Origin of the sequence: Rhodococcus olei, from assembly GCF_039540555.1 — a bacterium.
Lineage (GTDB): Bacteria > Actinomycetota > Actinomycetes > Mycobacteriales > Mycobacteriaceae > Rhodococcus_G > Rhodococcus_G olei.
Genome location: NZ_BAABFB010000030.1, coordinates 182,782 through 201,945, shown reverse-complemented (window position 1 = coordinate 201,945; position 19,164 = coordinate 182,782). Strand labels below are relative to the sequence as shown.

The window sequence follows — 19,164 nt, the reverse complement described above, 5'->3', positions numbered from 1 at the left end:
GTGGCTTCCGTGCAGCTGACTCGTTTCACCGACCTCGGGCTGCGCGTGATCATGCGCCTCGCCGTGTCCCCCGGAGGCGGCGGCCTGACCACGGGTCAGGTGGCGGATGAGATGGCGATTCCGTACACACACACGACGAAGGTCGTGTTGCGTTTGAAGGAACTCGGCATGGTCGAGGCCCGCCGCGGTCGGGGCGGCGGGCTCACGATCACCGAACGGGCCCGCGGGACGTCGGTGGGGTGGCTCACCCGGCAACTCGAAGGCGACGACGAGGTCGTCAACTGCGAGGGCAACGCGCCCTGCCCGCTGCGCGGCGGCTGCCGGCTGCGCGCCGCGCTGCGCCGGGCGCAGGACGCGTTCTACGACTCCCTCGACACGATCACTATCGAGGACCTCGTGTCCTCGCCCTCCACCCGGACCCTGCTGACCCTGTCTCGTCCGCCGGCGTCCGGCGCGAGTTAGTCAGTCGCCGTCCTCCCGCGCGTCGCGCCGTCGCTTGCCGGCCTTGACGGCCGCGGTGATCACGCGGACTCCGGCCGCCAGCAGCACCAGGTTCCCGACGATCTGCACGGTCACCACGGCCCGCGCGCCCTCGGATTTGGCGACGATGTCCCCGAATCCGACGGTCGAGAAGCAGACCAGGGTGAAGTACAGCGAGTCGAGCCGCGAGAGCTCCTCGTTGAAGCTGTCCACCGACGTCTGCGACACGATGTGGTAGACGGTGGCGAACGCCAGCAGATAGACGGGCAGCGACACGGCCAGTGCCTCGACCGACTGCACCGCCGGGTACTGCGCGGTGAGGATCTTGCGGATCTGCCAGACGAACACGCCCGCGACCAGCAGCAGGCACGCCAGAAGACCGCCCACCGCACTCAGCGACGACAGGTTGTCCATCGGCACCACGAAATACACGACCACGCACAGCAGTGCGGTGACGATCGGCCGGATCACCGCCCGACGGATCAGCGTGGCCCGCGTCTTCCGCGGCAGTCGCGCGAACTTCGCGTCGTCGCCGTCGTCAGCGGACATCGCCCCGGTCCGACGACTGGCTGACGGTCACGGACAGTCCGGGGTCGGTCGCGACGGTCAACGGCGACGGCGACGCTCCCCCGGCGATGACGTGGGCACCCAGTGCGGCGATCATCACGCCATTGTCGGTGCACAGTCGCGGCTTCGGGATGCGAAGCGTCAAACCTGCGGCCGCGCACCGCTCCTCCGCGAGCGACCGGATCCGCGAGTTCGCGGTCGCGCCGCCGCCGAGGACGAGGGTGTCGACGCCGACGTCGGTTGCCGCGCGCACCGCCTTCATCGTCAGCACGTCGGCGACGGCCTCCTGGAACGACGCCGCGATGTCCGGGATCGGCAGCGGTTCACCGGCCCGTTCCCTGGACTCGACGTACCGCGCAACCGCGGTCTTGAGGCCGGAGAACGAGAAGTCGTGGCGGGAGTCCCGCGCACCGGTCATGCCGCGCGGGAACGCGATCGCGTTCGGGTCGCCGTCGCGGGCGGCCGCATCGAGCGCCGGCCCGCCCGGGAACCCGAGGCCGAGCAGTCGGGCCACCTTGTCGAACGCCTCGCCGGCGGCGTCGTCGACGGTGGTGCCGAGTTCCTCGATCGGCTGGGCGAGGTCGCGTACGTGCAGCAGATGGGTGTGTCCGCCGGAGACCAGCAGCGCCACGCACGGTGGCATCGGTCCGTGTTCGAGGGTGTCGACGGCGACGTGCCCACCGAGGTGGTTGAGCGCGTAGAACGGCACGTCCCAGGCCGCGGCGTACGCCTTCGCGGCGGCCGCGCCGACGAGCAGCGCCCCGGCCAGGCCGGGGCCGATGGTGACGGCCAGCGCGTCCGGCTTGGCGATCCCGGCCTCCGCGAGGGCACGGCGCATCGTCGGCACGATCGCCTCGAGGTGCGCCCGGGACGCGACCTCCGGGACCACGCCGCCATAGCGGGCGTGCTGGTCGACGCTCGAGGCGACCTCGTCGGCGAGCAGCTCGCACGTGCCGTCCGCACGCCAGCGGACGATGCCGACTCCTGTTTCGTCGCAGGAGCTTTCGATGCCCATCACGATCACGGCTGCGGCTCCTCGGTCTCGCTCGGCGGTGCCGGGCGGCGCATCGTGTACGCGTCGGCTCCGCTGGGCTGGTAGTAGTTGCGGCGGGTTCCGACGATCTCGAATCCCTCCCGCCGGTAGAGAGCGATCGCGGCCTCGTTGTCGGTGCGCACCTCGAGGAACACCGGGCCGCCGTGACCGTCGGCGAGCCGCAGCAATTCCGCGAGGAGCACCGAGCCCAGACCGCGGCGCCGGTGGGTGGGGTCGACGCCGATCGTGTGGACCTCGGATTCGGCGTCCGATGTGGTGCCCAGCAACGCGATTCCCGCGTAGCCGATCACGATGCCGGACTCGTCGCGGACGACGACGTAGTGGTTGTGCGGGTGCGCCAGTTCCGAGCGGAACGCGTCGGCGCTCCACGGCCCGTCGCCGGAGAACAGCAGTGCCTCGAGTTCCGCGCAGCGCCCGGCGTCACCCGGCCGCATCGCAGTGACCTGTGCGTTCATCGTCGGCGGTCCGCCATCTCGACCGCGTCGGGGCGCCGGAGGTACAGCGGCACAAGCGGTTCGGGAACGACACCGCCGACGATCGCGGGCGCCGCGACGGACACCAGCCCGGCCGGCGACGGCGTCTGCACGGCCACCACCGGCAGGTCGAACAGCTCCGCGTGCGGAGCCGAACCGGCCACGATCACCGACGGCTGGGGCTCCAGGTCGGCCGGCTTGGCGACCTCCGGCCCGGCCACCCGCGTGCCGCCGGAGTAGCGCGCCCAGTACACCTCGCGGCGGCGGGCGTCGGTGACCACCAACAGATCCCGGCCGTCGATCGCTGCGGCGTCGGCCGCGATCGCGTCGAGGCTGCACACCCCGTGCACCGGCACCCCCAGGGCGTCGCCGAACGCGGCCGCGGTGGCCATGCCCACGCGCAGGCCGGTGAACGGCCCCGGCCCGCACCCGACCACGACCGCGTCCAGGTCGGCGGGGACGTGGCCGGCCTCGGCGAGGCAGTCGAGGATGTGCGGGGTCAGGACCTCCGCGTGAGCGCGGGCGTTGACGGTGATCCGCGACGACAGGGGGCGGGGGGCGGCGCCGTCGAGGGACACCACCCCCGCGGTGACGGCCGGGGTGGCGGTATCGACGGCGAGTACGAGCACAGTGCGTCAGAATACCCGCACGTCAGTGCGGTATTCACCGCGGCAGGCGTTCACGCGACCCAACCCCACTGCGCGGTACGAACATCGGAGTCGGGTTCCCGGCGCAGCCGAACCAGCAGGTGCCGGTCGGCGAGGTGCTCGACGATGCCCTCGCCCCACTCCACGACGACGACGGCCCCGGCCAGGTCGGTGTCCAGGTCGAGGGCGTCGAGCTCGTCGAACGTCGCCGAACGCTGCCCGCCGAGACCGAGCCGGTACGCGTCGACGTGCACCATCGCGACCGGCTCGCCGCCGCCGGGACGCTCCCCCGCCCGGTGTTCGCGGGCGATGATGAACGTCGGGGAACTGACCCGGCCCCGCACCCCGAGTCCGGCGGCGATACCGCGGGCGAGCGCGGTCTTTCCCGCCCCGAGGGGTCCGTCGAGAACCACCAGGTCGCCGGCGGACAACTCGACCGCGAGCCGCCGGCCGAACGCCTCGGTGTCCGCGACGGTGGGCAGATGGATCACGGAATGTGTCGACTCAGCCACCGATGCCCGCCTCCGCGACGACGTCGCCGCTCTCGTCGATCGCCCGGGTGACGAGCCGGTCGATCGCATCCGTCACCCGGATCGGGAACTCCAGCTGCACGAGGTGCCCGCCCGAAACCACCCGTACCAGTTCGCAGTTCGAGAGCGCGTCGGCGAGCGCCTGTGACTGCGCGAACGGGATCACCATGTCCGCGTCACCGCACAGCACCAGCGCGGGAAGGTCCGCGATCACCGGCAGCGCCGCCGACTCGTCGTGCAGCTCCAGCGATTTGAGGAAGTTGACGATCGTCGTCACCGACGTCTCGTTCAGCATGCTCTCCGAGAACCTCGTCAACGACGGGCTCACCTCGGTGCCGAAGGACGCCGCGCGCAGGATCGGGGAGATGATCGCGCGGGCCGCGCCCCGACCGATCTGAACGACCCCCGGAGCGGTGCGCACCGCGAGCCGGAACGCGTCGATCACCGGATTCTGCAGGTTGCGGCTCAGCCCGGCCTTGTTCAGACCCGCGGCGGCGGTGGCGAGCAGCCCGACCCCGATCACCTCGGTGCCGAACAGTTCCGGCACCTGACGGGCCAGCGACAGGATCGTCATCCCGCCCATCGAGTGGCCGACGAGCACCACCGGACCGGTCGGTGCGACCGCCCGCAGCACCGCATGCAGGTCCCGGCCGAGCTGACCGATCGTGCAGGACTCGGGAGTCGGGGTGCCGGACCGGCCGTGACCGCGCTGGTCGTAGAACACCATCCGCACCGAGTCGCCCCAGCGCCGTCGCAGCTGGCGGCGCTGGAAGTGCCAGGAGTCCATCCGCAGGCAGTACCCGTGCACGAACACGACGGTGACGGCGGCGTCGACCGGTCCGACCTCGCGGATCGCGAGCATCACCCCGTCGTCGGCGACGACGAGGCTGCCGCGGTCGGAGTCGAGGAGTCCGAAGTCCTCGCCGGCGTGACGGTCCCGGCCTCTCCGGCTCGGCTCGGTCCTGTGGTGCACGGCCCGGACCCCGGCGAGCGCACCGAGGGCCGTCGCCACGCCCGCACCACCGATGACGCCGCGGCGACCGAACGACATCACCGGCGCACCTGTTCGCCGCCGACGTAGGTGCGCACGACCCGGCCGCGCACACCGGTGACGACTTCGTAGTGGATGGTGTCGAGGGCGTCCGCCCAGTCCTGCGCGACCGGTTCGCCGTCGTCGCCGGAGCCGAACAGAACCGCGGTGTCGCCCTCCGCGACGGAACCGGGATCCGTACCGAGGTCGATGACGACCTGGTCCATGCACACCCGCCCGACCTGCGGGAAGCGGCGGGACCCGATCTGGACCTCGAAGCGTCCGCCGAGCGCGCGCGGCACGCCGTCGGCGTATCCGACGGGCAGCAGCGCGACGGTGGTGTCGCGCGGGGTGACCCAGGTGTGGCCGTACGACACACCGGAACCGGCCGGAATGGTCTTCACCAGCGCGACCCGCGCGCGCAGCACCATCGCCGGACGCAGTCCGAACCCGCCGAGTTCGGGGACCGGGGACAGCCCGTACAGCGCGATGCCGGGGCGGACCATGTCGAACCGCAGGTCGGGGCGGGTCAGGGCGGCGGCGGAGTTCGCCATGTGCACCCGCTCGGCGTGCAACCCCATCCGGGCCGCCTGCGCGACCGCCTCGCGCAGCACCTGGGCCTGCGAATCGATGATCGGGTGATGCGGCTGGTCGGCGTGCGCGAGATGCGAGAACACGCCGCGGAACCGCACGGCGCCCTCGGCCTGGGCGCGGGCGAGTCCGTCCAGCAGGTCGGCGAGTTCGACCGGGGACACGCCGTTTCGGCTCAGGCCGGTGTCGACCTTCATCGTCACCGTCGCCGTCGTCCCGACCTCACGGGCCGCCGCGACGACCGAGTCGAGGTGCCGCGGCGACGAGACCGCCACCTCCACGTCGGCCGCGATCGCCGCCCGGAAGTCGGTGTCCGGAGTGTGCAGCCACGACAGCACGGGCGCGGTGATTCCGGCCGCCCGCAGCGCGAGCGCCTCACCGACGGTGGTGACCCCCAGTTCGGCGGCTCCGGCGGCGAGGGCCGCCCGGGCGACCTCGACGGCGCCGTGGTTGTAGGCGTCGGCCTTGACGACGGCCATCACGTCGGCATCGCCGGAGCACTCGCGCAGCAGCCGAACGTTGTCTGCGACGGCGTCGAGGTCGATGAGGGCCTCTGCCTGCGGTGACGTAACGGACAAACCGACACCCGGCGAGAGGCCGGGTGTCGTGCGGTCGGACTGCGTCGCGATGCTCATGGTGCCCCCGATCCTGCCACCACCTGCCGTTACACCCCAATGACCTCGCTCACCGTGTGGGTCACGTTTTGGGCACCTGATGGGCCCGCAGAATCCGGATTGCGGCCCTGATCTGCGTCAACAGGGCGCCTGCCGAGATCGGAGCCGGAATCTCCGATCCCTCCCCCGAGGCGAGCGCCGCGGCCAGGGAGTGCGCCCGCGCGCCCATCGCCGCGGCGGCCGACGGCTCCAGCCCGGTCGACAGCAGCGCCCCGATCACTCCCGCGAGGACGTCGCCGGACCCGGCCGTCGCAGCCGCCGACCCGCCGGCCTCGTTGACCAGGACCCGGCCGTCGGGGTCCGCGATCACGGTCGAGCGGCCCTTGAGCAGCACGGTGACCCCCCAGCGGGCGGCCAGCGCGCGAGTGTGTCCGACCCGGTCACCTGAGGGGTCGTCTCCGGTCAGTCGTGCGAACTCGCGTGCATGCGGGGTGAGCAGGGTGGGCGCGGCGCGCCCGGCGACCAGTCCCGGCTCGGCGGCGAGCACGGTCAGCGCATCGGCGTCGAGCAGGACCGGCAGATCGCTCTCCAGCACCCGGACGAGCGCCTCGCGCGCCTCGCCCCCGGTCCCGATTCCCGGCCCGACCACCCACGCCTGCACGCGGCCCGCGTCCGCGACCCCGTCCGCCGCGACCACCTCGGGCCACCGCGACAGCACCTGCGGCGCGGCGGCCCCCGCGTACCGCACCATGCCCGACGTCGCGGCCACCGCGCCCCCACAGCACAGCACCGCGGCCCCCGGATACCGGGCACCGCCGGCGACGACACCGACCACCCCCTGGCTGTACTTGTCGTCGGCTGCACCGGGCAGCGGCCAGCGCGCCCCGACCTCGCGGGGCGTCATCGCGGCGATCGACGACGCGGGCAGCTCCAGTCCGATGTCGACCAGTTCGACGCGGCCGCAGCGCGCCCCGGCGAGCACGTGCACCGGCTTGAGCGCGCCGAACGCGACGGTCACCGCGGCCGTCACCGCCGGTCCCGGGGTGGCTCCGGTGTCCGGGTCGACGCCGCTGGGCAGATCGACCGCGACGATCGGCGCGGTGACGCCGGCGACGAGGTCCGCGGCCGCCGGCCGCAGCGGTCCCCGGCCGGAGATCCCGACGATCCCGTCCAGCACCAGGTCCGGATCGCCGACGACCGCGTGGACCCGCCCTCCGGCCGCCCGCAGCGCCGCCAGTCCGGCGCGGTGCGCGCGCGCCGGGTCGAGCAGGACGGCCCGCACCGAGACACCGCGGCGACGCAGCATCGAACCGGCCCACAGGGCATCGCCGCCGTTGTCACCGGAACCGACCAGCAGTGTCACCTCGCGGCCCACGACCCCGCCTGTCCGCGAACGCAATTCGGCTGCGACCACGCGGGCGAGCCCGTGCGCGGCGCGACGCATCAAGGTCCCCTCCGGCAGTGCCGCCAGCAGCGGCGCCTCCGCGGCGCGGACCTGCGCGGTCGTGTGGAATTCACGCACGGGAGACCCTCCGATCGACAGAAGCGGACGGGTCGACGGTATCGGCAGGTCTACTCTCGGTCCATGCGTGCACTCGCCACCTCGGCCGCCGCCGGCCTGCTGCTCGTCGCGACGCTCACCGGTTGCGGCACCTCCACGGACGGTGCCTCGTCGACCACGACGGCATCCGCCGAGGCGGAGCCGCCCGCGGACACCGCGGTGGTGCGGGTGGCCGGGATGGCGTTCACGCCCGCCTCGGTCACGATCCGCGCCGGCCAGTCGGTCACCTGGCGGTTCGACGACAACGCGATCCCGCACAACGTCACCGGCACCGCCGCCGGGGCGTCCGGATTCAAGAGCCCGATCCTGGCGACCGGTACCTACACCCACCGGTTCGACCAGCCCGGAACCTACCCGTACAAGTGCTCGCTGCATCCGGACATGACCGGCACCGTCGTCGTGACGGGGTAGCCGGGAAGGCGGCCGTTCCCCTCACCGGCGGCGTACCCTCGAGGGATGAACGTGATACGAGTCACATCGTCGTGTGTGGCCGCTGCCGCGTTGATCGTGTTCGCCGCACCGCTGACGGCCCAACCGGCGGTGGCGCAGCCGAACAGAACCTTCACGGTCACGGTCACCAACATGGCCTACCGCCCGTCGACCCTGCGGGTCCACGTGGGCGACACGGTGACGTGGGATTTCAGCGACACCAGCTCCGCGCACAGTGTCACCGCCACGCAGCAGGGCACCACGCACGACTACTTCGACAGCGGCACGATGACCGGTGGCACCTACAGTCACACCTTCAACCAGCCGGGCACCTACCCGTACCAGTGCAACGTGCACACCAGCATGGGCGGCACGATCATCGTCGGCTGAGCCTTGGACCGAGCGCGCCGCGGGTGACGCGACGCGCTCGGCACAGCATCACTCGACGGTGACCGACTTGGCCAGGTTGCGCGGCTTGTCGACGTCGTAACCGCGGGCGCGGGCGACCTCGGCCGCGAACACCTGCAGCGGAACGGTGGACAGCAGCGGCTGCAGCAGCGTCGGGGCGGCCGGGATCGTGATCAGGTGGTCGGCGTGCGGCCGCACGGTCTCGTCCCCCTCCTCCGCGATCACGATGGTGCGGGCACCGCGAGCCTTGATCTCCTGGATGTTCGAGACCAGCTTCGAGTGCAGCACCGCCCGCCCCTTCGGCGACGGCATCACGACGATGACCGGCAGGCCCTCCTCGATCAGCGCGATCGGACCGTGCTTGAGCTCGCCGGCCGCGAAGCCCTCGGCGTGCATGTACGCCAGCTCCTTGAGCTTGAGCGCACCCTCGAGCGCGACCGGGTACCCGACGTGCCTGCCCAGGAAGAGCACCGTCGACGAGTGCGCCAGCTCCCGGGCCAGCGCCCGCACCGGCTCGACGGTCTCGAGGACCCGGTCGACCAGCGCCGGCATCGCCTCGAGCTCCCGGTACTCCCGGGCCACCTCGTCCGGGTACTTGGTGCCCCGGGCCTGCGCCAGCGCGAGCCCGACCAGGCAGTTCGCGGCCACCTGGGCGAGGAACGCCTTGGTGGACGCGACACCGATCTCCGGACCGGCCCGGGTGTAGAGGACGGCGTCGGCCTCACGCGGGATCTGGGCACCGTTGGTGTTGCAGATCGCGAGCACCCGGGCCTTCTGGTCCTTCGCGTGCTTGACCGCCTCGAGCGTGTCCGCGGTCTCGCCGGACTGCGAGATCGCGACGACGAGCGTCGACCGGTCGAGAACCGGGTCGCGGTACCGGAACTCGCTGGCGAGCTCCACCTCGACGGGCAGCCGGGTCCAGTGCTCGATCGCGTACTTCGCGAGCAGACCCGAGTGGTAGGCGCTGCCGCACGCGACGACGAAGACCTTGTCGACGTCGCGCAGCTCCTGGTCGGAGAGCCGCTGCTCGTCGAGGACGATCCGGCCGTCCTCGAAGTGCCCGAGCAGGGTGTCGGCGACCGCGGCCGGCTGCTCGTCGATCTCCTTGAGCATGAAGTAGTCGTGACCGCCCTTCTCGGCGGCCTCGAGGTCCCAGTCGATCCGGAACGGGTGACCGGTCGCCTGGTTGCCTGCGAAGTCGGTGATCTCGTAGCCGTCGGCGGTGATCACGACGACCTGGTCCTGGCCGAGTTCGATCGCGTCCCGGGTGTGCTCGATGAACGCGGCGACATCGGACCCGACGAACATCTCGCCCTCGCCGACACCGACGACGAGCGGGGTGGACCGGCGCGCCGCGATGATCGTGTCCGCGTGGTCGGCGTGGGTGAACACCAGTGTGAACGCGCCTTCGAGGCGGCGCAGCACCTTGTGCGCGCTGGCCACGAAGTCGCCGGCGGTCTCGCCCTCCGCGTAGGCCTGCGCGACCAGGTGCACGGCCACCTCGCTGTCGGTGTCGCTGCGCAGCTCGACACCCGCGGCCTCGAGTTCCTGCCTGAGGGGCGCGAAGTTCTCGATGATCCCGTTGTGCACCACGGCCAGCTTGCCGCTCGCGTCGCGGTGCGGGTGCGCGTTGCGGTCGGTGGGCCTGCCGTGCGTGGCCCACCGCGTGTGACCGATGCCGGTGCTGCCGACGAAGTGGTCGGAGCCGGCCTCGGCCAGCTCGGCGGTCAGGTTGGCCAGCTTCCCGGCCTTGCGTTCGACGGCGAGTCCCCCGGCCCCGTCCAGGATCGCGATCCCGGCGGAGTCATAGCCGCGGTACTCCATCCTCCGCAGCGCCTCCACCACGACATCCAGGGCCCGGCGGTGGCCGACGTATCCCACGATTCCGCACATGGTGACCAAGCGTACTGGGCTCGTGGACCTCGGTCAGTGCGGCCCCACCGGCCCCTTGGCGAAGCGGGCGGTGCACACGCCGTCCTTCAGCGTGACCGCGATTTGCAGGAGATTCGCCCCACCGTCGACGGGCAGCAGCGGCGAGCTGTAGTTCGCGCACGTGTCGGCCTTCGGGTCCGGGACCGGCACCGGCGCGGCGATCTCGAACCAGGGGCCGAGACCGTAGTTGTCGTTGACGAGCAGCACGCGGCCGCTGCGCCCGTCGCGTTTGCCGTCGCGGTCGATCAGCGCCTGCCCGCCGAGGACGAGCCGGGTACCGTGCGGCCCGCCGGCGATCGCGGTCAGGAACGGCGAGTGCTTGAGCCTGCTGCCGTCGTCCGCGACCACCTGGATGCCGGGGTCGGTGGTCCCGTTCCCCCACCACAGTCCGGTGTCGGAGAACTTCAGGTAGGGCGTGCAGCGGTCGCGTCCGGTCTCGCACATCTCGTGGGTGGACGCGAGCCTGCCGTCGGGCAGCCGGGCGATGGTGGCCATGCCCGGGCGCAGGCTCTGCTGGTCGTTTGCCTGGACGATGTGGCGGCCCCACCAGTTCATCCCGTCGAGGGTGGCGACCCGGCTGAGCACCTGCGAATGCCGGGGGCTCTCGGTCTCGTCGGCGTAGTAGAGCCACAGCAGGCCCGCGTCGACGGTGAACTCGGGTTCCCACACTCCGCCGTTGCCCGGGGACCGCGCCGCGACCCCGAGCGGGGTCCAGGTGCGGCCGCCGTCGGAGCTCGACCAGACCTTGATCGCGACCTTGCTGTCCGGGCCGGCGAGGTACCCGACCGTGCCCGCCCACAGCAGCGTCCCGGCCCGCAGCGTTCCGACCTGCTGCGGCATCTCGAAGATCGTGGCGCAGCACTGCCCGCTCACGGCCTCCGGATCGCGCACCTCACCGATCGGATGGAAGCTGACGCCCTCGTCGGTGCTCTCCATGATCCGGGTGACGTCGCCGCGATCGTCGTGGGTGGTCAGGGACGCGACGATCGCCCCCGAGTCCAGTCGCACGAGCCGCGGGTACTGGCCGTCACCGAGCACCCCCGGCGCGGGCGCCGGCGGCGGCGTCGGCGCGGGATCGGCGGCCGCCGGGGCGATGCCGGCGCCCAGGAGGAGCAGTGACGCGAGAGCGAGAGCACGGACCGTCCGCCGCATACATACCGTCCTTGTCGTCGGGAAGCGGCGTCATTCAAGCAAACGACCAGGCCTTTTCGTGGCCGTTCCGGAAATCCCGATCCGGCTGCCGGACATCGGTCCACGACCCGGGTCGGCTCCTCGTCGTGGTGCGGATCGGATACGGTCGTGGCGTGGCGCCGACTCCGAAGAACCTGGCCTCTCGACTGTCCAAGCGTGGACCGCACCCGGTGCTGCGCGGCGACCTCGCGCTGGCCGGGCTGCCCGGCACCGTGTACACCCCGGCGAGCGGGTTCTCGCTGCCCGCCGTCGTGTTCGGACACGCCTGGATGACCAGCACCGAACGCTACCGCGACACGCTGATCCACCTGGCGTCGTGGGGCATCGTCGCGGCCGCACCGGACACCCAGCGCTCGCCGATCGCCTCGCACCTGGCGCTGGCCGCGGATCTGCGCAGCGCCGCCGAGATCTGCACCGGAGTCCGGTTGGGCTCCGGCAAGATCAGCGTCGCACCGGACCGCGTCGCGTTCGCGGGGCACGCGATGGGTGCGGGCGCGGCGGTGATCGCCGCGGCCGAGCACGGCTCCCCCGCCGTGGCTGCACTCTTCCCGGCCCCCACGGCACCGCCTGCGGAGAAGTACGCCGCCCACCAGTCCGGCCCGGCGCTGGTGCTCGCGGGCGCCGAGGACATCGACTCGATGAACTGCAACGCACGGTCGCTCGCCGAGGCCTGGGGCGGGCAGGTGATCCTGCGGAGTGTGGACAAGGCCTCGGGCAGCGGGCTGACCGAGGGCCGGGCACTGTTCGGCGCACTGGGGTTGGGTGGGCCGCAGCGCCGGACCCAGCACGTCACACGCGCACTCCTGACCGGCTACCTGCTCTACCACCTCAGCGGCGCCACCGAGTATGCGCCGTTCGCGACTCCTGGAGTCGAAATCCCCCACACCACACTGGTTTCCGAAGAAGCGGAGACCGAGGGGCCGGATCACACGAGCCAGCTGCCGCGCGGATAGTCCGCCGACGGATCCCGCGGCTCGGGCACCGGCGCGGCGGCGGGCGGGGCCCATTCGCGGGCCGCGCGGTCGGCAGCGACGATCGACGCCTCGACCACGGCGAGGGCGGCGCGCCACTGCGCGCGCAGGTCGTCGATGCTCACAACGGTCCCGCGCCGGCCAGTTCCGCGCCCGTGTCGTTGCCGTCGGCCGGCGCGGGTGCCCCGGCCGGGCTCTCCCGGCGCCGATCCCGATCCCGCGGCGGGGAGGCGAAACCGAGGGCTCCGGTTTCGGATTCCGGCTCCACTGGACGCTCGGTCTCGGACTCGGTCTCGGCTTCGGACTCGGTCTCGGACTCGGTCTCGGCTTCGGACTCGGTCTCGGCCTCGGACGCGGCTTCGGTCTCGGACGCGGTCTCGGTCTCGGTCTCGGCCTCGGACGCGGGCTCGGGCTCGGCGGCCGTTTCCGGTTCGACGACCGGCGCCGGTGGCGGGGTCGGCGGGCCGGCCCCGGGCCCCGGTTCGGAGTCGGCCCCGGCGGCGGCGACCGCGTCGATCGCGGACTCGACCACGCGGCGGGCGCCGTCGACGACGAGGTCGGTGAGGGCGAGCAGATCCGTCAGCGCGACGAGGTGCGCCCGCACGTGCGGCACCAGGACCTCGCCGAGCCATGCGACGTCCGGATCGTTCGATCCGGCGAGCATCAGGTCGATCTCGGCGGCCGATCGGCCTCCGACTCCGGCCGGGTCGAGACCACCCACGAACCGCGCCTGTGCCGCGACCGCGTCGCGGATCAGGTCGGCGGCGCCGTCGAGCGACTCCGACACCGAGGCGACCGCCGCGCACTCGGCCCGGGCCCGGTCGAGACGGCGGGACATCACCGCCACCGCCGCGTCGGCGGCCTCGCCCCGCCATGCCGATGCGAGCCGTGCGACGGCCTGGTCCTGGGCGAGCAGGTGCGCGCGAAGCACGGTTGCGGCCGCCCGGAGGGTGTCGGCATCGTGGTGCATCGCGGCCAGGTCCGGCCCGCTCTGCGCCCGATACCGCGCGATCACCTCGCCCGCGGCACCGAGCGACGGGTCGACCCGAGCGGCCCGTGGCACGAACCGGGTGTAGTAGTGGAGTCCGGGTGCCGCGCGGTCGAGGAGCGTGTCGACCGTCTCGGCGCGGCAGCTCACGGCTCGAGGCGCCGGAATGCGGCGCCGGATTCGGCCTCCTGCGCGGCGTAACCGTCGGCGGTGGCGGTCAGCCGAGCGGCGTCGGCAGCGGTCCGGTCCGCCCAGTCACGGACGACGCGGCCGAGGACCCGGCACCCGGCGCCCCGCGTCGCGTCCACGCGGACGGCGAGCCGGGCGAGCTCCTCGGCCGAGTCCATCAGTGCCGCGGCGACGCCGCGGACCGTTGCTTCGTCGAATTCCAGCTCCGCGTCCACCTCGACCACTCCCCCGTATCGTTGCGCGGCGCCGCTGCCCTGCGTGCCTTCGCACCGGACCGTCATGGGGTCAGACGCAGCGCACACGGTTTCGGTTCCTCCCGTCCCGGCCCGCGCCGCGCAACAATTCCCACCGGCCGGGATTGCGCCCCCCGGGACGGGGCGCGAGGGGATGGAATCGGGTTCATGTCTCACAGCCCGGCTTTCACCCCAGGCGCGCTGCTGCCCGGACGACGCGCGATCATCACCGGCGGCGCCGCGGGCATCGGTGCCGCCGTCGCCCGCGCGTTCGCGGCGCACGGAGCCGACGTCCTCGTCGTGGACGTCGACACCGCGGATCCGCTCGACGTCACCTCGACGGCCGGCGGTTCGATCACCCTCGTCGACCACGACATCCGCGACCCCGACATCCCGGCCGCCCTGCTGGACCACCGGCCCGACATCCTGGTCAACAACGTCGGTCACTACCTGCGCCCGCCGCACCCGTTCGCCGAGAACGACAAGGATCTGTGGACCGACCTGCACGAGATCAACTTCGGCCACGTGCTCCGCGTGACCCACGCGCTGCTGCCGGGGATGACCGAGCGGGGCCGCGGCGGCGCGATCGTCAATCTCACGACCGTCGAGGCGCACCGGGCGATTCCCGGTCACAGCGTGTATTCCGCGTACAAGGCCGCACTGATGCAGTTCACGCGCTCCCTCGCCGCGGAGGTCGGCCCGTCGGGGATCCGGGTCAACGCCGTCGCCCCCGACCTGATCGAAACGCCACAGGTCCCGTACGCCGACATCGTGCCCGCCGACGACGTCCCGCTGTGGCCGACCTGGTCGCCCCTCGGCGGACCCGGCCGGCCCGAGGACGTCGCGGGCGCCGCCCTGTTCCTGGCCTCCGACCTGTCGCGCTTCGTCACCGGCGGCACCATCCACGTCGACGGCGGCACCCACTGCTCCGGCGGCTGGGTGCCCCGCGCCTCCGGCGGCTGGACCAACCGCCCCCGCAACCCCTGAAAGGCAACACCGTGAAAATTCTCGTCATCGGCGGCACCGGCATGATCGGCGCCCACGCCGCACTCCACCTGCGCGAACAGGGCAACGACGTCACCCTGGCCGCGCGCAGCCCCCTCGCGGACGGTTCACCGGTCGCCGATTTCCCGGTCCTGATCGGCGACTACACGATCCCGTCGTTCACCCCCGACCAGCTGTCCGGATTCGACGGCATCGTGTTCGCCGCCGGCCAGGACGTGCGGCACAAGAGCGCCGCCGACGACGACGCCGAGTTCTGGGAGAAGACGCAGACCGGCGGCGTCCCGCGTTTCGCCGCGCTGGCCAAGCAGGCCGGCGTGCCGCGGTTCGTGCAGGTGGGCAGCTACTACCACCACCTGCGCCCCGATCTGGCGGCGGGCAACCCGTACATCACCGCCCGTCAGGCCGCCGACGAGCGGGCACGCGCCCTCGCGGACGACTCGTTCACGGTCTCCACCCTGAACCCGCCGTCCATCATCGGGGCCGTCCCGGGGGCATCGGCGAACCGCTACCGCCGGATGGTCTCGTGGGCCGCAGGCAACGAGCCCGGCATCCCCGACTTCGCCCCGACCGGTGGCACCAACTACATGTCCGCCCGCTCACTGGCCGAGGCGATCTGGGGTGCGCTGCGCGGCGCCGAGACGGGCACCGCATACCTGATCGGTGACCAGAACCTGCGCTACCGGGAGTTCTTCCAGATGCTCGTCGACGCGGCGGGCGGCTCCCGGGTGATCGAGGAGCGCGACGAGGAGCACCCGCTGCTGCCGGACGGTTTCATCATCCAGGGCCGCGGCAACGTTCTTGCCTACGAACCGGATTCGGAGGCCATGCAGGTGCTGGACTACACGCGCAACGACTGCGCCCGTGCGGTCCAGGACCTCGTCGACGTCGTGCGCGCCGCGGGCTGACGCGCGAACAGAAGGCCCCGCCACCGGTGTCGGTGGCGGGGCCTCCTCGTGTGCACCGAACGCTACTGGGCGCGAACGATTCCCGGCATCGGGTAGGAACCGTCGATCAGCCCGGACGTCGGGCCGTAGAACCGCGCGGCGAGCCGGAAACCGTCGCCGCCGGCGGTGGGCAGCCAGTTCCGGGCCTGCTCGGGGTCGGCCGGCGGGTCGGGCTGCAGGTAGAAGGTGAGCGTGCCGTCCACGACGGAGTACCGGCCCGCCTTCAGCAGTTCGCTGGTGGCGCTGTACCGGTTGACCGGGTTGTCGATGAAGTACCCCGCCGAGTCGTAGACCGGGATCTCCCAGAACTCGGTGGTCGGCGGCAGGTCGTTCACGTCGAAGGTGAGGGTGTACCGGTTGGCCCCGTCCAGCGGCCTGCCGTCGCTGTCCTCGAAAACGTAGGCGATGGTGTGGGATTCGTACGGCACCGGGGTGCCCCAGGCGACGTCGTCGGCGCCGGCCTTGGCGACGTAGTCGAGGTCGTCGAAGAACAGACTCGACTGCAGCCGCCACCCGTTCATGTCGATCTGGCTCTTCTCGAACGCCTCCTTTGCCGCCGCGCGAGCGCGGGTGAAGCCCTCGTCGATCCGCGCCTTCTGCTCGTCGGTGACCTGACCGGGGTCGAAGATCGTGCCCTCGCGCAACCCGAGGCGGGAGAGCCGCTCCAGCGTCCGGGTCTCCTTCACCGAGTCGGTGCGCCGGGTGATCGACGGGTCGTTGATCGACAGGCTGAGCAGCTGCAGGTAATCGATCGCGGTCATCGATCTGCCGATGTCGGCGATCTGGTCCATGCGCGGGAAGGTGCGGTACTCGCCCTTGACGACCGGCTGCTGGTCCAGCGGTGGCACCTGCCCGCCGTTCGCGGACGCCAGGCTCAGCGGCGCGGCCATGAACGCGGACACCGTGGCCCGGGCCGCGGCGAGGTCCGCGTCGTCGCGGGTGGTGACCCCCACCCGGACGGCGATGGTGAACGAATCGGAGGTCGCCCGGATGATTTCGGTGCCCGTGAAACCCGGGGGCAGGCTGCCGTGCCAGTCGGGTCCGACCACGATGTAGCGCTGTGGGGCGTTGCCGGTGAACTGTGATCCGGCCTTGAAGAAGGTGTTCACGTTCTGATCCATGGCCTGCACGCTCCAGTACCGGCCGTCGGTCACCGCCGGGGTCTGCACCACGATCGGCTCGCGCGAGGTGTCGAACGTGCTGCCGGAGTACAGCGTCGAGGCGTTGACGGTGGTGGCGTAGCGGGTCTTGGCGTCGAACAGGTTCATCTGCGGCTGCATGCGGTTGACGCCCCGATAGGCGGGTTGCCCCGCCATCTGCGTGTACACATGCCGCAGCTCGTAGAAGCCGGCGATGTTGAGGCCCCAGTAGAAGGCCTCCTCGGTCAGCGCCGCCACCTCGTCACCGGACAGTGTCGAGTCGATCGGTCCCGCGTGTGATTCCGCCGAACCGCCGGACGATCCACACCCGGCCACCACTGCCAGCGCGGACACGCTCGCGGCGACCGCGAGTCTCGCGCTCCGCATCGTGAACGTCATTTCTGCTCCTTCTCGTGTCGTACGATTTAAGTCAGACTGTCTTAATCTGCGAGCAGGGTGAACGCAGAACGAGCACACCCGGAGATCAGGGTGCGGACAGGAACGCGAGCATGCCGCTCACCAGCCCGTCGACTGCGAGCGCCGCCGCGGCGGGCGTGATCTGCCGGTACTCGAGCCGACGCTCGACGTCGGCGAGAACGGCCGTGACCATCTGCCCGAACTGGCGGATGCGTTCGGCCCGAGCCGGTTCCGGCAGATGGTCCAGCCGGATCGCGAGTTCGCCGGTGATCGCCGTGACCCCGCTGTTGTGGCGGGGCGTGAACGGCTCGAAGTCGCCCGCCCCCTCGCCGAGGTACCGGTGGATGAACCGCGCGTAGGCGTTGGCGCCCGCGGCCTCGACGACCGCCGACCCGAGCGGCCTGACGTACGCGTCGACCAGGTCCGCCGTCGAGTGCTCACTCCGCGCGGCGAGCATCTCGACCCGGCGCCTGTTCAGGGGAACCAGCCGGAAGTCGTAGAGCGCGAGGATGAGTCCCTGCTTCGTCGAGAAGTGGTACTGCACGGCCGAGTTGTTCCGCTGACCGGCCGCCGCACCGATCTCGCGCAGCGACACGTTCGCAACACCGCGTTGCGTGAACAGCCGTTCGGCCGCGACCAGGATCTTGCGCTGCACATCGGTCGGAGCCGCCACATCGGTTCCGTTCGCCATCACCGTCACACCTCCCACGAGTCCTCGGATAAGACAGGGTGACTTATCCGAGGACTCGCGTCAACGGCGCCGGTCCGCCCAGCGGGATCGGCCCGCTACCCGGCCAGCTTGCGCTCGAGGACGGCGACCGTCTGCGCACTCAGCCCCAGCCCGGCGGTGAGGTAGTTGGCCACCGTGCCGTAGGTGGCGGTCAGCTGGTCGATGCCCGCCTGCAGGTAGCTCCGTTCGACCCCGAGCAGCGGCGCGATCTTCGCGGCCATCTCCGGCCCCTGCCCCTGCTCGATGTGCGCGAGCGTGGCCGAGATCGACTCCGCGGCGTACTCGTTGGTGAGCAGGTAGTCGTCCATGATCGCCTCCGGCGCCACCCCCGCGATGCTCAGCAGCAGATACGACGTCCAGCCGGTGCGATCCTTGCCTGCGGTGCAGTGGAACACCTGCCGCCCATCGGTGTTCGCGAGCTCGGTGAGCAGTTTCCCGAATCCGGCGCGCTCCACCTCACCGGTGACGAACGTGCGGTTCGCCGTCCGCATCATCTCGCGCGCGTCCTCGGGGGTGTGGATGCTCGCGACGATCTCGGCCTCGTTCACGTTGCCCGACAGGATCGGAATGTTCACGTACGCAACACCGTCGGGCAGCCGATCCTGCTTCTTGGCGATCTCCGCCGCGCTCCGCAGGTCGTATGCGACGGTCAGCCCGAGGCCGGCGAGGGTCGCGAGGTCCGCGTCGTTCGGCGCGATCGCGTTGGAGCGGTAGAACACCCCCTTGGCCACGTGCCCACCGTGTGCCCTCGCATAACCTGCGCCGGTGCCTGCCACGTCACGGAAGTTGTCGACGCTCGCCAGGCGCGGCGCATCCGCGACCGGGGCCGAGCTTCCGAGACCCGCCGAACCGGACTCCAGCAATCCGGCGAGAACCGGGACCGGAACCGGCTCGGCCGCCGCGAGACCCGCCGAACCGGTGAACAGAACAGCACCCGCGATCAGGAGCGCCGGGATCCTGGAACCGCATCGAGACATGAAGACCTACCTCCGTCGATTGACCGAACACTGTCGCCAGGGAACGTAGGTCGCGGTGAACCAC

Annotated in this window: 22 protein-coding genes; 6 read left to right on the top strand and 16 right to left on the bottom strand. The window is 71.7% G+C overall.

Going from position 1 to position 19,164, the window contains the following annotated elements:
- Positions 1-9 precede the first annotated feature (9 nt).
- Complete coding sequence (locus ABD951_RS10470) at positions 10-462, top strand: RrF2 family transcriptional regulator (RefSeq protein ID WP_345344402.1); 453 nt, start codon at positions 10-12, stop codon at positions 460-462.
- Here the strand turns inward: ABD951_RS10470 and ABD951_RS10465 are convergent, their stop codons facing one another.
- The 8 genes from ABD951_RS10465 to ABD951_RS10430 form a co-directional block, all read right to left on the bottom strand.
- A complete protein-coding gene (locus ABD951_RS10465; RefSeq protein ID WP_345344400.1) occupies positions 463-1,029 on the bottom strand; it encodes a potassium channel family protein in 567 nt (188 codons plus the stop codon).
- On the bottom strand, positions 1,019-2,071 hold the full coding sequence (gene tsaD / locus ABD951_RS10460; RefSeq protein ID WP_345344398.1) for a tRNA (adenosine(37)-N6)-threonylcarbamoyltransferase complex transferase subunit TsaD: 1,053 nt from the start codon (positions 2,069-2,071) through the stop codon (positions 1,019-1,021). The genes ABD951_RS10465 and tsaD overlap by 11 nt, the downstream gene beginning before the upstream one ends.
- The gene (rimI, locus tag ABD951_RS10455; protein WP_345344396.1) at positions 2,068-2,556 is read right to left on the bottom strand and encodes a ribosomal protein S18-alanine N-acetyltransferase; all 489 of its coding nucleotides are present in this window, start codon (positions 2,554-2,556) and stop codon (positions 2,068-2,070) included. The genes tsaD and rimI overlap by 4 nt, the downstream gene beginning before the upstream one ends.
- Positions 2,553-3,203, bottom strand: coding sequence for a tRNA (adenosine(37)-N6)-threonylcarbamoyltransferase complex dimerization subunit type 1 TsaB (gene tsaB, locus ABD951_RS10450; RefSeq protein ID WP_345344394.1), 651 nt, complete (start codon positions 3,201-3,203; stop codon positions 2,553-2,555). Before tsaB ends, rimI begins: the two co-directional genes overlap by 4 nt.
- A gap of 50 nt (positions 3,204-3,253) precedes the next feature.
- On the bottom strand, positions 3,254-3,733 hold the full coding sequence (gene tsaE / locus ABD951_RS10445) for a tRNA (adenosine(37)-N6)-threonylcarbamoyltransferase complex ATPase subunit type 1 TsaE (protein WP_345344392.1): 480 nt from the start codon (positions 3,731-3,733) through the stop codon (positions 3,254-3,256).
- Positions 3,726-4,802 (bottom strand): alpha/beta fold hydrolase, encoded by a 1,077-nt coding sequence (locus tag ABD951_RS10440; protein ID WP_345344390.1) that lies wholly within the window; start codon positions 4,800-4,802, stop codon positions 3,726-3,728. Before ABD951_RS10440 ends, tsaE begins: the two co-directional genes overlap by 8 nt.
- The gene (gene alr, locus ABD951_RS10435) at positions 4,802-6,007 is read right to left on the bottom strand and encodes an alanine racemase (protein WP_345344388.1); all 1,206 of its coding nucleotides are present in this window, start codon (positions 6,005-6,007) and stop codon (positions 4,802-4,804) included. Before alr ends, ABD951_RS10440 begins: the two co-directional genes overlap by 1 nt.
- Before the next feature lie 61 nt (positions 6,008-6,068).
- On the bottom strand, positions 6,069-7,508 hold the full coding sequence (locus ABD951_RS10430) for an NAD(P)H-hydrate dehydratase (RefSeq protein ID WP_345344386.1): 1,440 nt from the start codon (positions 7,506-7,508) through the stop codon (positions 6,069-6,071).
- Positions 7,509-7,571: 63 nt separating this feature from the next.
- Here ABD951_RS10430 and ABD951_RS10425 point away from each other — a divergent pair, with 63 nt between their 5' ends.
- Positions 7,572-7,958, top strand: coding sequence for a cupredoxin domain-containing protein (locus tag ABD951_RS10425; protein WP_345344384.1), 387 nt, complete (start codon positions 7,572-7,574; stop codon positions 7,956-7,958).
- A 45-nt stretch (positions 7,959-8,003) separates the two neighbouring features.
- Positions 8,004-8,366 carry a cupredoxin domain-containing protein gene (locus tag ABD951_RS10420; protein WP_345344382.1) on the top strand — a complete coding sequence of 121 codons (363 nt, stop codon included), beginning with the start codon at positions 8,004-8,006 and terminating at the stop codon, positions 8,364-8,366.
- Positions 8,367-8,414: 48 nt separating this feature from the next.
- Here ABD951_RS10420 and glmS read toward each other — a convergent pair whose 3' ends face one another.
- Positions 8,415-10,277 carry a glutamine--fructose-6-phosphate transaminase (isomerizing) gene (gene glmS / locus ABD951_RS10415; RefSeq protein WP_345344380.1) on the bottom strand — a complete coding sequence of 621 codons (1,863 nt, stop codon included), beginning with the start codon at positions 10,275-10,277 and terminating at the stop codon, positions 8,415-8,417.
- 33 nt (positions 10,278-10,310) lie between these two features.
- Positions 10,311-11,468, bottom strand: a complete 1,158-nt coding sequence (locus ABD951_RS10410; RefSeq protein WP_345344378.1) for a sialidase family protein — start codon at positions 11,466-11,468, stop codon at positions 10,311-10,313.
- 152 nt (positions 11,469-11,620) lie between these two features.
- Here ABD951_RS10410 and ABD951_RS10405 point away from each other — a divergent pair, with 152 nt between their 5' ends.
- Positions 11,621-12,460: a dienelactone hydrolase family protein gene (locus ABD951_RS10405; protein ID WP_345344376.1), complete on the top strand. Its 840-nt coding sequence runs from the start codon at positions 11,621-11,623 to the stop codon at positions 12,458-12,460.
- Here ABD951_RS10405 and ABD951_RS10400 read toward each other — a convergent pair.
- Genes ABD951_RS10400 through ABD951_RS10390 form a run of 3 tightly spaced genes read right to left on the bottom strand, consistent with a single transcriptional unit; the run spans position 12,433 to position 13,936 of the window.
- Positions 12,433-12,603: a hypothetical protein gene (locus ABD951_RS10400; protein WP_345344374.1), complete on the bottom strand. Its 171-nt coding sequence runs from the start codon at positions 12,601-12,603 to the stop codon at positions 12,433-12,435. The genes ABD951_RS10405 and ABD951_RS10400 overlap by 28 nt on opposite strands.
- Complete coding sequence (locus ABD951_RS10395) at positions 12,600-13,616, bottom strand: WXG100 family type VII secretion target (RefSeq protein WP_345344372.1); 1,017 nt, start codon at positions 13,614-13,616, stop codon at positions 12,600-12,602. Before ABD951_RS10395 ends, ABD951_RS10400 begins: the two co-directional genes overlap by 4 nt.
- Entirely contained in the window at positions 13,613-13,936 is a 324-nt protein-coding gene (locus ABD951_RS10390) for a hypothetical protein (protein ID WP_345344370.1), read from the bottom strand. The genes ABD951_RS10395 and ABD951_RS10390 overlap by 4 nt, the downstream gene beginning before the upstream one ends.
- Before the next feature lie 120 nt (positions 13,937-14,056).
- Here ABD951_RS10390 and ABD951_RS10385 point away from each other — a divergent pair, with 120 nt between their 5' ends.
- A complete protein-coding gene (locus ABD951_RS10385; protein ID WP_345344368.1) occupies positions 14,057-14,875 on the top strand; it encodes an SDR family NAD(P)-dependent oxidoreductase in 819 nt (272 codons plus the stop codon).
- 11 nt (positions 14,876-14,886) lie between these two features.
- Positions 14,887-15,798, top strand: coding sequence for an NAD-dependent epimerase/dehydratase family protein (locus ABD951_RS10380; RefSeq protein ID WP_345344366.1), 912 nt, complete (start codon positions 14,887-14,889; stop codon positions 15,796-15,798).
- Positions 15,799-15,860: 62 nt separating this feature from the next.
- On the opposite strand, the gene ABD951_RS10375 is transcribed toward ABD951_RS10380, so the two are convergent.
- The 3 genes from ABD951_RS10375 to ABD951_RS10365 all read right to left on the bottom strand — a co-directional run bounded on the left by ABD951_RS10375 (position 15,861) and on the right by ABD951_RS10365 (position 19,100).
- Positions 15,861-17,375 carry a DUF1254 domain-containing protein gene (locus ABD951_RS10375; RefSeq protein ID WP_345344364.1) on the bottom strand — a complete coding sequence of 505 codons (1,515 nt, stop codon included), beginning with the start codon at positions 17,373-17,375 and terminating at the stop codon, positions 15,861-15,863.
- Between the two features lie 85 nt (positions 17,376-17,460).
- Positions 17,461-18,084, bottom strand: coding sequence for a TetR/AcrR family transcriptional regulator (locus ABD951_RS10370; protein ID WP_345344362.1), 624 nt, complete (start codon positions 18,082-18,084; stop codon positions 17,461-17,463).
- A gap of 95 nt (positions 18,085-18,179) precedes the next feature.
- Positions 18,180-19,100, bottom strand: a complete 921-nt coding sequence (locus tag ABD951_RS10365) for a tyrosine-protein phosphatase (RefSeq protein ID WP_345344360.1) — start codon at positions 19,098-19,100, stop codon at positions 18,180-18,182.
- Positions 19,101-19,164 lie beyond the last annotated feature (64 nt).

Excerpts from the sequence above, each read along its gene's own strand:
- ABD951_RS10465 (WP_345344400.1), bottom strand. The coding sequence starts at position 1,029 with ATGTCCGCTGACGACGGCGACGACGCGAAGTTCGCGCGACTGCCGCGG.
- rimI (WP_345344396.1), bottom strand. The coding sequence starts at position 2,556 with ATGAACGCACAGGTCACTGCGATGCGGCCGGGTGACGCCGGGCGCTGC.
- ABD951_RS10440 (WP_345344390.1), bottom strand. The coding sequence starts at position 4,802 with ATGTCGTTCGGTCGCCGCGGCGTCATCGGTGGTGCGGGCGTGGCGACG.
- alr (WP_345344388.1), bottom strand. The coding sequence starts at position 6,007 with ATGAGCATCGCGACGCAGTCCGACCGCACGACACCCGGCCTCTCGCCG.
- ABD951_RS10425 (WP_345344384.1), top strand. The coding sequence starts at position 7,572 with ATGCGTGCACTCGCCACCTCGGCCGCCGCCGGCCTGCTGCTCGTCGCG.
- ABD951_RS10420 (WP_345344382.1), top strand. The coding sequence starts at position 8,004 with ATGAACGTGATACGAGTCACATCGTCGTGTGTGGCCGCTGCCGCGTTG.
- glmS (WP_345344380.1), bottom strand. The coding sequence starts at position 10,277 with ATGTGCGGAATCGTGGGATACGTCGGCCACCGCCGGGCCCTGGATGTC.
- ABD951_RS10410 (WP_345344378.1), bottom strand. The coding sequence starts at position 11,468 with ATGCGGCGGACGGTCCGTGCTCTCGCTCTCGCGTCACTGCTCCTCCTG.
- ABD951_RS10390 (WP_345344370.1), bottom strand. The coding sequence starts at position 13,936 with ATGACGGTCCGGTGCGAAGGCACGCAGGGCAGCGGCGCCGCGCAACGA.
- ABD951_RS10385 (WP_345344368.1), top strand. The coding sequence starts at position 14,057 with ATGTCTCACAGCCCGGCTTTCACCCCAGGCGCGCTGCTGCCCGGACGA.
- ABD951_RS10375 (WP_345344364.1), bottom strand. The coding sequence starts at position 17,375 with ATGACGTTCACGATGCGGAGCGCGAGACTCGCGGTCGCCGCGAGCGTG.
- ABD951_RS10370 (WP_345344362.1), bottom strand. The coding sequence starts at position 18,084 with ATGGCGAACGGAACCGATGTGGCGGCTCCGACCGATGTGCAGCGCAAG.
- ABD951_RS10365 (WP_345344360.1), bottom strand. The coding sequence starts at position 19,100 with ATGTCTCGATGCGGTTCCAGGATCCCGGCGCTCCTGATCGCGGGTGCT.